Origin of the sequence: Methanolobus sp. ZRKC2, assembly GCF_045291185.1 — an archaeon.
In the GTDB taxonomy this organism is placed as follows: Archaea; Halobacteriota; Methanosarcinia; order Methanosarcinales; family Methanosarcinaceae; genus Methanolobus.
Map to the genome: position 1 here is coordinate 836539 of NZ_CP146980.1, position 12646 is coordinate 849184.

The following is a 12646-nucleotide window of genomic DNA, read 5'->3' on the forward strand; positions in this document are numbered from 1 at the left end:
CTATATTCGTAAATTTTATAATTACTTTTTGTATGAAAACTATTTACGTCCGCCATCAGATAATTCCCACCCCGGGACCAAAAACAGGTATCAATACAAAGAGAAAAATATTGGCAAAACTATGTGTCAGTGTCACAAGGAGAAGACTGCGAGTTTTCTGGAACATGTACCCCAGAACAAAACCGGCAGCCGTTGTAAGGAGAATCTCGGCAGGCACACCGTAACCAGAATGCATAATCCCGAAAAGTACACTGGCAAATACCAACCCTGCCTTCAAACCAAACAGGCCTTCAAGCCGGGTCTGGAGAATGGACCTGAATATTAGTTCTTCAACAAGTCCTACGAACAGGAATATTGCAATAGAAATACCTACCATACCCTCCGTTGAGAGATTTACAGAAAGATAATCAGGACCTATAGCCAGATACTCAGCTTCTGCGATAATGAAAGCCACCACAATAGAAAACGGAATGTAAAGATATGCTTTCTTGAAAGTGACACCTAAATCCATTGCTGATAAATTTTGATGTCTTATCAAAAAGAATAACGGTATCAGCATTGGGGCGTAAATACTAACGTAGATAAAGATAGGCACATCAGAAATAGGCATAGAGACATTAATTATCCTCACCAGAGGCAAAAGCATCAGTGCCTGTAGAGAATACAGTACCTCCTGATCCCTTACCCATATTGTTGAAAATGCTATCCCGATAAGTACCAGGAAGTGGACAGTAAGACTTACCTGCATTACGCCTGCGAAAAGAAAGATCTCTGCAAACACTATGGACAGCATGAAAAATATCACTAAACGCTCTGAGCCAAACGAAAATCTTGACATCATGCTATAAGAAGTTCTTTCATTTGGACTATCTTCACTGAACTGCATCTTAAGCCTCCTTCACATCGATCCATAGATAAAGCTCCCTATAGGGCTCTGTAAGATCATCGTTCCTGTAAAGCAGGAATTGCAATTTCATATTTTCACCCACATCCTCAGGAGTAAAAGTAATCTCATTCTCCCATTTTTCCTCATTTTCAAGAGAGATTGTCTGGCTTTCATCATCAAGAGGCAGGGACTCATTGTCCAGCCGCAGCTCCAGTTTATAATTTACTGTTTCACCTTCATGGTTCGTCACACCAAGTATAACATTACCACTCTCACCGGTTCTAAGTTCAGTAGGATAATCCACTGCCTTACCATCCATGCCCAGCATATAGAACTCTGTAAACTGTTCTCCCCCTTTAGGAGTTACCAGCACATACGTAAGAGTTGTCATAGCAACAATAACAGAAAACAAAAGGACTATGGTCAATGTACGGTCCAGTTTGGATTCCCGGGACATAATTTCATTTTGAAACGTCCTGTAAGCCGAAGTTAAACTGATGGAAAAGACATCTTTTTTAGGTAATTGATCACGCCTTAGAATTGTGAGTGCACACATGAACAATAAGTAAAAGGATAGTACTGCCACTATTGGAACAAGCTTTATGCCCCATATACTATAGTTAAGTGCAAAGCCAATGAAAGGCGTAATCACTATGCTCAGACCTAAACTCAAAACAAGGCGTTCCAATCCTTCAAGGTCATTCTTTCCAGGAAATAAAGCGCTTATCAGCACATATCCCGGCAGAAACAATAACATTGGCAGGCCAACTACTGCACGTATGAAGGATGGTGTCTGGGGAAAAGCAAATATGAAAATATCTGAAAGCAGCACAAGTGCAATAACAATTTGCATGTCCACAGGTATCCGTTCTTTAACACCCATTAAATTTCCACTCCAAGATTCCATAAGAGTTTAAAGGTTATAAATATTGCACATTCCTGCACATACAAAGTCTGTGCATCCTCTGCACCAACTACGCCGGAACCTGTGTAGACCACCAAAAGTTGAATTGTTATAGAATAAAGGTTCCGCAGCATATTTTCTGCATCAATGCTATTATTTGGCACATGCCAGATGACCAAATCAGATAGTAAAAGTTAAGTTCATTAAATGACTAATGTTATCTGTCTTTATAGACAATAACAGTTGGAGTGGGAAGTAGTGTTAGCGGTGCTTATTCATCCTAGTATTCTAATAAATCTAGGCTCGACAGACAATGCTGCAACAGAAGCAATAAACATGAGCATAAACAATGGACTATCTGATTACAGCGTGTTTGGAGCTCTTGCTCTTATAGTTCTGCTTGCTTCCAGGAAACTGCTGAAGGCATCCGACGGGTGGAACAAAGATCTTGGTTCATTCTTCGAAATGAGTATTGTGCCGTTGACGATAGTGTTTATAGCAATAATAATCTTCTATGTAATGCAGATACTGGGTCAATAAATGTCGGATGATAAAATAAATCGTAGAACCGTTTCTGACAATGAACAACGATTTATTCGAATATTCTTTAAATCGGGTTTAACCCTGCAAGTGATACACATATGAAAGGATCTGGTATAGTAAACTTCATAGCAGAAAAGCGTACAATCAGCGCCGAACACCTCTTTATCAGCCTGAAAGATCCTCTTTACAGAAATTCGGTGTTCCTGCTACTTGGCAGATTATTGAACGTAGGAGTAGGTTTCCTTTTCTGGCTGATAGCTGCCAGGTTGTATCCTACAGAAGAAGTCGGTGTTGCAACTGCATTGATATCTTCGCTCGGATTGATCGTATTCATTTCCAGTCTGGGCTTCAATTTCTCACTTATCCGTTTTATAAACATACACATAAAAGAGAATGTTCTGAGCACCTCAATAGTGATAACTACCATAGCATCTGCCTTCATGGCTACAGTATATCTTTTGATAGTTAACGACGTCCTCCAGAACATTTCCCTTCTTCAAAAAAGTGGTTATGCATTCTTCTTTTTCATAACAGTAGTCACAAACTCCATGTTTTTTATGAGCGGGGAAGCTTTCAAAGCCCTGAGAGATACAAAGGATTTCTTCATGCAGAACCTTGTTCTTTCTGTCCGGGTCCCGCTGCTATTGCCTCTTGTGTTCCTTGGAAATTTTGGGATCTTCGGGGCCATAGGTGTCACATATATAGTTTCTACTATCTTCAGTATATACCTATTAAACAAAAGAACAAGCATACAAACCAAGATTGACAAAGGATTCCTGAAAGAATCGTTCACTTTCTCGTCGGGCAACTACGTTGCTAGCCTGCTGTACGAAAGCCCTTCACTGATAATGCCTACGATAATGTTGGCCCTTCTTGGAAAAGAAGAAGCTGCTCTGTACTACATTGCCTTTGCCATAAGTAATCTCATCTGGATAGCACCCATGTCAATGAGCACTTCGCTCTTTATAGAAGGTAGTTACGGAGAGGGACTCAAAAGAAATATAATCAGATCAGCAGGAGCAGTTTCCATATTACTTTTTCCCAGCATAATTCTCATATATTTCTTTGGTGAGAACATACTGCAGATCTTCGGAGAAGACTATATCCAGTCCCTGCCATTGCTTCATGTTCTTGTATTATCAAGTTTTTTTGTAGCATTGCATAACTTCATTGTTCCGATATTGAATTTACAGATGAAGATTAAGACGCTTATTAAGATAAATTTCATCAGGTTTTCAGTGTTGCTGGGACTTTCATATCCTTTCCTTACAAAATACGGAATAATTGGGTTCGGCTACGCATGGATGATCACATACATAATCCTGACATTGGTTACAATAAGGATTTCAAGGAAAGAGGGATGGATTTAAATCTTATAATCAAAAACTAAAATAATAGTGGTTTAGGGGTTGTTACAGTGTGGGGTTCAAAAAGAAAATATAAGATTACCTTTGGGTTGGTTTTGTTCGGAAGTTATGTGATAGCATTGGCGGGCCTGATGGTACCATTTTTAATAGGACAGTCCAACCTGGCCCTGCTGGGTACATATCTTGCAGTTCCGATGCTTCTGGCACCCCTCGTATATTCGTTACAAACCAAGAATGCAAGCTATCTTCCGGAAATGAAAGAAGAGTATTTCAAGTTATTCCTATCTACCTATTTCATTTTTTTTAGCATATCTTTGTTGCTGTTGCATATCAACCAGATAAGGCCGTACAGTTACTATGGGATTATTGCCATAATGGGCATGCTTATACTGAGCCAAATCCTCTTCTTTAAAAGTTCACAGAAAAGATCACAAATAATACTCTTCCAGACAATGCTATTGTTGGTTAATGTAATATGGGGAGTAAGCCTGAACTACTTTTTCTTTATCGAAAGAACAGATGCCTTCTTTCATACCCAGATGATAGAAATTCTGGTCGAGGGAGGACAAATTACCGAATTATTCGATCTTTATGCATCATTCCCCTTATGGCATATCCTTGGTGCTTCAGTATACATGGTCACTGCACTGGACACCTCGGCTTATAAGATTATGTATTTGACAAACGGCATTATTTTCGCATTCATTCCGCCAGCAGCTTATCTGTTATCAAAAAAGATATTTAAAGAAGAAAAACTTTCACTTGTAGCTGCATTATTCGTTGCCTTCTATCCGGATATCCTGAAATACGGACTTGCAGCGATAGCAAGAAGCACAATATCATTTGTTCTGATAATACTGGTATTATCCTTGCTTTATAACAGGGACACAAGGAAGATATTCCTGGCACTTATTCTCACTATATCCATCATCGCATATCACACAGTTTCCATACCCTTTGTGCTTGCGATATTGGTACTTGTATATGTGCTTCAAAAAATATACAGTGTAAGTAAAGAGCAAAGTATAGCTGACTTTGATTATCTGGCATTTGTCGTAGCCGCAACACTGGGATATTGGATATACATAGCAATGGATCTTTTTAAAACCATTTTCAGGAACCTTATGGCTACTGCTCCAACCAGTCTTTCAACAGACTCAATTCTGGTGACACCTTTGCAGGAGCTGTTCAATTACCTGCAATACTCACCCATACTTTTCTTTGTACTCATCGGAACACTTGAAGCCATGAAAAGGGAAAATGTATCCGAATCTGCAAAGATGATATGCTTAACAGGTCTCCTGGCAACTGCAGTTTCTTTTCCGGGACCGGGTTTTCTCATAAGCAAATTCGGAGAGCATCTCAACATCGAGAGATTCGGAGAGTACACATTTCTCTTTATAGTTATGGCTGCAGCTTTTGGCTTTTACACAACTTACCTTAGGTCGAAAAAGAATGCAAAGCGAATCTTGATTCTGCTGTTCATTGTCTTGGCATTCTTATCCGTATCCAATGATTTCGTTGCCTCTGATAATCCTATTGTCAAAAGGCCATTCTATACTTACTACCTGACAGAGGAAGAGATAAATGGTTTTGACCATGCAGGGACCCATGCAAAAGGACGGGTGATGGTAGACTTTGTAACACACAGATACATGGAAACTTCGCCCTACGTGGAAAAAATCAACATTCTGGAAGTAGACCCTACTGAAAAAGAATTCCTCAGAAGTAACACTTCCGAACCAATACTGATAAGAACAGGTGAGCTCAGTAAGCGGCCACTGAAATTAGCTACGATTCGGGATGGAGAATTTATTGCCACTCCTACAATGGAATCACTACTTGACTATTACTATCTGGAAGATTCAGAACTGTGGGGTTCTCTGGAAGAATACAATAAAATATATGAATCAAGCAGCGTCACAACATATGTATGATTTTCATAATTGTAATTATGAATATAGTTAGAAAGACAAAATTTGTTTTACTGAAATTGGGTAGAACAAATGAGAAATTTTTATAAGGGAATAAGCAAAGTATCTTAGTGTGGTAAAATGTGTGGGGTTACAGGATTTAACTGGAAGGATGAGTTACTACTCAGGAAAATGTGTGAATCGATTAAACACAGAGGACCTGATGGAAAGGGAATCTATGTAGATGAACAAGTATCCCTTGGACATAGAAGGCTTGAAGTACTGGATCTATCCGAAAAATATCAGCAACCTATATCCAATGAAGACAACACAATACTTTTGACGTATAATGGAAGGATATACAACTTCCCGGAAATAAGGGAAGAACTTATCAAAAAAGGACATACATTCAAAAGTCAGAGCGACAGTGAAGTTGTAATTCACAGTTATGAAGAATACGGAGCAGACTGTGTACAACACTTCAACGGAATGTGGGCATTCTGCATTTACGACAAAGCAAAGAATATTCTTTTCCTTAGCAGAGACAGGTTTGGAATAAAGCCGTTATATTACTACTTCGATGGAGAAAAATTCATATTCTCCTCGGAAATAAAGGCAATTCTTGAACATGACATTCTCAGAAAAGAGAACAGAGGCATCGTTTTCGACTACCTGTACTTCAATTTGACAGATCACAGTGAAGATACCTTTTTCAGTGGCATCAAAAGGCTTATGCCCAGCCATAGCCTGATATTCGATCTTTCAAGCAATAAAATGGAGATCAGCCGCTATTACAACATTGAGGAAAAAGTAATAGACGGTGCCAATGATCCCAGGAAAATCAAAGAACTGTTCACTGAAGCTGTCGACAGGGCACTTGTTTCGGACGTTCCCATGGGAAGCTGCCTGAGTGGTGGTATAGACTCCTCATCAATAGTTGTCACAATGAGAAAGATACAACCCGAGGAGCAGATCAAAACCTTTTCCATGAAATTCCCGGGAGAAAATATAGATGAAGCTCCGTACCAGAAGGATGTATGCGATAAGGTAGATTCAATTAATTACGGCGTGACTCCCATGCCATCCGAACTTATAAGCGATCTGAAGGAATTGTTCCTTACCCAGGAAGAGCCCTTCAGCGGAACAAGTGTATACGGGCAATACAGGATAATGCAACTGGCACACGACAACGGGGTCAGAGTCTTAATGGACGGCCAGGGAGCCGACCAGGTACTTTCCGGAAGTAACTACTTTAACGGATATTACTATTATGAGATGCTAAAACGCCTTGAAGTAGCTAATTTCTTCAGAGAAGCAACTCAATGCTATTCCAAATCAAAATCGTTTATACATCTTGTATACCTTGGCCTGCGTGTGACACCCGATGAGATCAAGAGATACTTATACAATAATCGGAAAGCACCCTATCTGGCCCGTGGGTTTATTGAAGAAAATGCAGCCCGTGAAGACATGAGATGGCACATATCCTCTTTAAGCGAAGCAGCTTACAGTAGTGTGCTATTCTATGCACTTCCGCATCTTCTCAGATTCGTAGACAAGAATTCAATGAGGTTCTCCATAGAATCAAGAGTACCTTTCCTTGATCACAACCTTGCAGAATACCTGCTCTCCATGCCAAATGAACTCAGGGTATATGATGGGGTGACAAAATATGCATTCAGGCAGGCAATGGAAGAAGAACTGCCAGCAAGCATACTCTCCAGGAATGATAAGATAGGTTTTGAGACGCCCGAAGAGAAATGGCTAAAAGATGAAGCGGTAAAACCCGTTATTCACAACATAATAAGTTCAAAGAGTTTCATGGCAAGGGATTTCTGGAATTGGGAGAAAATCCAGGACATGTATGATAAGCTTCTGAAGGGTGAATCGTCTGCAATATTCGTGGGAACGGAAATATGGCGATGCATATCAATAGAACTGTGGATACGATTGTTTATCGAGAAAGAAGAATTTGTGGCTGAATAAAGTGACAGATATCTGCAAATGGGGTTTTTACCGAACGCAATTAATAGAATTACAGAGAGTGGTTATATGTGTGGGATTGCAGGATTTAACTGGAAAAGTGAGTTACTACTAAAGAAAATGTGCGAATCTATCAAGCACAGAGGACCAGATGACGAAGGGAGCTACCTGGATAGTGAAGTATCTCTTGGGCATAGAAGACTTGCAATACAGGATCTGTCAGAAAAAGGGCATCAGCCCATGTCCAATGAAGATGGAACTATTGTTTTGATATACAACGGGGAAATATACAATTTCTTAGAACTCAGGGAGGAATTCATCAGAAAAGGACATCATTTTAAAAGTCATACGGATACAGAAGTCGTACTACGTGCTTATGAAGAATACGGAGCAGACTGTGTACAGCATTTCAATGGAATGTGGGCATTCTGCATTTACGACAAAACAAAGAATATTCTTTTCCTTAGCAGAGACAGGTTTGGAATAAAGCCCTTATATTACTACTTCGATGGTGACAAATTCATGTTCTCATCGGAAATCAAGGCAGTTATCGAGCACGAAATACCCAGAGAGGAAAACAGGGCCATTGTTTTCGACTACCTGTATTTCAATCTGACAGATCATTGTGAAGACACTTTTTTCAAAGGAATTAAAAGACTGATGTCGGGTCATAATATGACATTCGACCTTTCATCAAAGGAGATAAAGATAGAACAGTATTATGATACAAAGACACGGTTTTTAAAGGAAGAAAATGATCACCAGAAAGTAAAAGAGATCTTCACCGACTCGATCAGGAAAAGGCTTATTGCCGATGTACCGGTTGGAAGCTGTCTGAGCGGTGGTATAGACTCCTCATCAGTTGTTGTGACGATGAGAAAAGTTGATCCTAATGCAGAGATAAAAACATTTTCCCTGAGGTTTCCGGGCAGTTCTATAGACGAGGGGATATACCAGCAAGAGATAAACAGCATGGTCAACTCGGTTAACTTCTGTGTGACTCCCGATCCTTCGGACCTTATGAACGATCTGCAGGAGTTGTTCCATACCCAGGAAGAACCCTTCAGCGGAACAAGCGTTTACGGACAGTACAGGGTCATGAAACTTGCCCAGGATAATGGAATGAAGGTCCTTCTGGACGGTCAGGGAGCAGACGAAATTCTTGCAGGTTACCACTATTTTCACGGATACTATTATTATGAGCTGCTGAAGCAATTCGACATTGGACTATTACTCAAAGAGGCAAATGGATGTTATGCTAAATCCAAATCCTTCTCGCCCATTATTTACCTTTGTCTTCGAATGACACCATCAGCCATAAAGAAGCATATATACAAAAACCACAAAGTTCCTTTCCTTTCACCTGATTTTATTGTGGAGAACAAGGACAGGAAAGATGTAAGGTGGGATATATATTCACTTAACGAAGCACTTTACAGTAGTCTCGCTACGTATTCACTGCCACATCTGCTCAGATTCGAGGACAAAAACTCAATGAGGTTCTCCATAGAATCCAGAGTGCCTTTCCTGGATTACCGGCTTGTAGAGTATATGTTTTCTATGTCTCCCGGACAAAAGATCCATGAAGGAACAACAAAATATGCATTCAGACAGGCGATGGAAGGAGATGTGCCATCAAGCATACTATCCAGACATGATAAGATAGGATTTGCGACACCCGAAGATAAATGGCTGAAAGAAGAGGGAGTAAGAGATTTTATAAATCAGATAATCGACTCGGAGAGTTTCCAGAGCAGGGACTACTGGAACTGGGAAATGGTCAGGAGTATGTATGAAAAACTCCTGGAAGGAAAATCTTCCAGTATATTTGTAGGAACTGAAATATGGCGTTGCATATCAGTAGAATTATGGATGAGATTATTTATTGACAATAAAGGTTGCGTGGCAGAATAAAAGTTTGCTAATCCCCGCAACCATCTTCGGCAAATTGCTGATTCAGGTGCTCTTCTTATAGATATTGAAGAACATCCATTCTGCCATCTTGCCGATCGTATCTTTTTTAACAAGTCTGTACTTCACCCTGAGTGAAGGGTTAAACTGGGCTTTAAATACGGCTATACTGGGAACGTCCGCCCCACCAAGTTCAAGCAAATTGTAGCCCTTGGACTTACCTTTTTTGATGAGTTCCCAGTACAGGAACTCGTTTACAGGAACATTGTTATTCGGTTTTACATTTCCTATCCACATTGTCATTCTCTTGTACTCTACAGTCATCAGGCTACCCAGCGAATCACCTTTACTGTCATGGATATAGTACATCTTTACTCCTTCAGGGTACAAACTATGAAGCTCTTCCAGGTATTCTTTATTTGCAACCGGAAACTTAATTCCCTGCTCCTTATACCTTTCAACCGAACTATCATAGAAAAGAGAAAGGTCATTACTTTCAACCAGTTTCAGGTCATATCGATCCAATTTTTTAACCTTATCCTTTCTTGAAGAACTAAAACTTCGAAGTATGTCGTCCAGAGGTCTTCGCAGATCGATCATAAATACAGTCAAAGGGTCTATCATAAACCCATTCCATTTGAATGGCCTGATATCAGAGAACATCGGCGTCAATACAATGGAAACATAATTTGCATTCATCCGGTCGATCTCTTCTGCAAAGAGCTTTCCCATGTCATACATATGCATACTTTTTTTGCTCTGGTTCATGACATCACACCGAGGGCTCAATACAAAACCAAGACAGGGAATTGCAGTTTGCGGAGGAGGAGAAAAAACCATCCTGACTCCTTTTACCTTCTTTAAGAAAAGAGGTATTATGCATATCAGCTCTTCAGTGATGTAAAAACCAAGAGGGTAAAGCTCACATCCGGTGTGTTTTTCCACGGTTCGCAGGAAATCCCACTTATGAAAAATTGTTCCATAAGGACTCTCGTCTACGAACCTGTCCCAAACCTGCGAATCACTAATAATAGATATATGAATATTCACTGCCCCCGAATATGAAGATATATGATGCCCACAGCATCAGGCAACCAATTAGAACTTACTCTTTTTACACACATTCAGGTAAGTCCATTCTGCCATTTTCCCCACAAGGTCTTTTTTGAATATCCTGTAGTTAGTCTCGATATTCGGATTGAACTGCGACTTAAAAGCACACAGGCGGGGAGTATCCGCCCCCCCGAGTTCAAGAAGTTCATAGTTTTCAGCTTTACTTTTCTTGATGAACTCCCAGTACATAAATTCATTTACAGGAGCCTTGATGTCTGGTTTGACACTACCTATCCACAATGTCACACGCCTGTGTTCTGCAGTCATGACAGCTCCCAAGGTCTTTTCATCCTTGTCCTTGATATAATAAACCTTTATGTGATCGGGGTACAACCTTTGCAGTTCCTCAATGTACTCTTTGCTTGTGACAGGGAATTTAATCCCCTGTTCATTGTACCTTTGTACAGAGAGATCATACAGGAGGGAAATATCACCTCCCTCCGTCAACTGCATGTCAAAAGTGTTTTCGTTCTTTTTAATAATCTTCCTTTTTGAAACATTGAACTCATTCAGTATCTTATCCAGAGGTTTTTGGAGATCAATAACAAAGGTATACAGAGGATCGATCAGAAAACCGTTCCATTTGAACGGTCTGATATCATTAAATGATGGCGTCAGTAAAATGGATACATAATTTGAACCCAGCCGGTTTATTTCTTCAGCGAAAAGTTCTCCCATCTCACACATCCGCTGCTCTCTTTTGCTCTGTTTCATGCTGTCAAAGCGCGCACTAATGACAAAACCGAGATACGGGATTCCCGTTTGCGGAGGGGGAGAAAAGACCATTTTAACCCCATGAGAGTTCCTGAAGAAAAGAGGAATGACACACATCAATTCTTCCGTTATGTACATACCAAGAGGGTAGAGTGTATATCCCGTATGCTTCTCTACAGTATGCAAAAAATCCCATTTATGAAAAATAGTTCCATAAGGGCTCTGTTCAACAAATGTATCCCACACCTGCGAGTCATTGATTGTCGATATATGTATTATCCCACCACCTGTAAATATCTTCACCACTTGTAATCCAAGCATGTTTTTGATTGCAGTAATCAAGTATCTTAATGTAAAGATTCTTCCAATCTTTTCTGAAAGGGGTACTATAGGAGCTATTATGCCATAGCAGTGTAATTATGCCGTTATACCGCTCCCCAGTATCAATTATTCCCTTTGCAAGTTCCCACGCGTCCTTAAAAGACGCGGTACAGTTGAAAAGTGCAGCGTCCATAATAACAAGAGGTATCTCCAGAATATCAAGGGGCTTGCTTCCCTCAGTATCATATGGCCTGAAAGGGTGGCACAAACCGTTCCTGAATCCTACCGCGTTGTTAAATCCCAATGTAGTATCATACTTGAACCCGGCTTTTGACAGGGCCTCCCAGGAATCGTTCATCTTAAAGCGAAGATAGTGATTCCTGAATCCTATTACCTTCTTACCGAGAACATTTTCAAGTTTTTGCTTTTCATCTACAATATTATCATAATTAGCATAAGAAAAATAACCACCATGTAGTCCGACTTCCCACCCCCGGTCTACAATTTCCCCCATATAAGCACCTGCATCCTCTATATCATATCGGAACCTGCGTGGGTCTTTTTCAGCTGTCAGGAAATAGAAAGAAGACTTTGCTCCATAGCTTTCCTCAATGTCCATAATTTCCCTGAAATTAAGATAAGGTGAATTTTCCTTACCATTGAACCTCCATAAAGCATGTTTTTTAAGCTGACGCATGTCCACACCTTTCATTGAGTGAAACATCGAGAGCAAAGTATGGGGCAGGGGAGGATAGATGTCATCGACATCATGAGTCAGACAAAGGGCAAATTTTTTTTCTTCAGGAAGGACTACTTCAAATCCACTGTCTATCATAGACCGGGATACTTCGGGAGACAGGACCTCACTGAGCTGGCAACGGTCTAAATCTAAAAAACTGTCGACACTCGAATGCATCATGAGATCTTCATCTTTTCCGATGAACTTTGCCCATATATCCGGATTCTGTCTTATTGTTTCATACATAACAAC

10 protein-coding genes are annotated in these 12646 nt (G+C 40.2%); 5 read left to right on the forward strand and 5 right to left on the reverse strand.

Going from position 1 to position 12646, the window contains the following annotated elements:
• Positions 1–55: 55 nt before the first annotated feature.
• Together V7O62_RS04010 and V7O62_RS04015 are read right to left on the reverse strand one after the other, a co-directional pair.
• A complete protein-coding gene (locus tag V7O62_RS04010; RefSeq protein ID WP_406657735.1) occupies positions 56–886 on the reverse strand; it encodes a lysostaphin resistance A-like protein in 831 nt (276 codons plus the stop codon).
• A 1-nt stretch (position 887) separates the two neighbouring features.
• Positions 888–1769 (reverse strand): DUF1616 domain-containing protein, encoded by an 882-nt coding sequence (locus V7O62_RS04015; RefSeq protein ID WP_406657736.1) that lies wholly within the window; start codon positions 1767–1769, stop codon positions 888–890.
• A 357-nt stretch (positions 1770–2126) separates the two neighbouring features.
• Between V7O62_RS04015 and V7O62_RS04020 the strand changes: the two genes are divergently transcribed.
• The 5 genes from V7O62_RS04020 to asnB (V7O62_RS04040) all read left to right on the forward strand — a co-directional run bounded on the left by V7O62_RS04020 (position 2127) and on the right by asnB (V7O62_RS04040) (position 9510).
• Positions 2127–2330, forward strand: a complete 204-nt coding sequence (locus V7O62_RS04020) for a hypothetical protein (RefSeq protein WP_406657737.1) — start codon at positions 2127–2129, stop codon at positions 2328–2330.
• A 101-nt stretch (positions 2331–2431) separates the two neighbouring features.
• Positions 2432–3703 (forward strand): lipopolysaccharide biosynthesis protein, encoded by a 1272-nt coding sequence (locus V7O62_RS04025; RefSeq protein WP_406657738.1) that lies wholly within the window; start codon positions 2432–2434, stop codon positions 3701–3703.
• Positions 3704–3750: 47 nt separating this feature from the next.
• Complete coding sequence (locus V7O62_RS04030) at positions 3751–5637, forward strand: hypothetical protein (protein WP_406657739.1); 1887 nt, start codon at positions 3751–3753, stop codon at positions 5635–5637.
• Positions 5638–5754: 117 nt separating this feature from the next.
• Positions 5755–7599, forward strand: coding sequence for an asparagine synthase (glutamine-hydrolyzing) (asnB, locus tag V7O62_RS04035; protein WP_406657740.1), 1845 nt, complete (start codon positions 5755–5757; stop codon positions 7597–7599).
• A gap of 66 nt (positions 7600–7665) precedes the next feature.
• A complete protein-coding gene (gene asnB, locus V7O62_RS04040) occupies positions 7666–9510 on the forward strand; it encodes an asparagine synthase (glutamine-hydrolyzing) (RefSeq protein ID WP_406657741.1) in 1845 nt (614 codons plus the stop codon).
• Positions 9511–9552: 42 nt separating this feature from the next.
• Here the strand turns inward: asnB (V7O62_RS04040) and V7O62_RS04045 are convergent, their stop codons facing one another.
• From V7O62_RS04045 to V7O62_RS04055, 3 genes are read right to left on the reverse strand one after another with little or no spacing between them, the layout of a single operon-like run.
• Positions 9553–10557 carry a GNAT family N-acetyltransferase gene (locus V7O62_RS04045; RefSeq protein ID WP_406657742.1) on the reverse strand — a complete coding sequence of 335 codons (1005 nt, stop codon included), beginning with the start codon at positions 10555–10557 and terminating at the stop codon, positions 9553–9555.
• A 48-nt stretch (positions 10558–10605) separates the two neighbouring features.
• Positions 10606–11655: a GNAT family N-acetyltransferase gene (locus V7O62_RS04050; RefSeq protein ID WP_406657743.1), complete on the reverse strand. Its 1050-nt coding sequence runs from the start codon at positions 11653–11655 to the stop codon at positions 10606–10608.
• A complete protein-coding gene (locus V7O62_RS04055) occupies positions 11588–12640 on the reverse strand; it encodes a hypothetical protein (protein WP_406657744.1) in 1053 nt (350 codons plus the stop codon). The genes V7O62_RS04050 and V7O62_RS04055 overlap by 68 nt, the downstream gene beginning before the upstream one ends.
• Positions 12641–12646 lie beyond the last annotated feature (6 nt).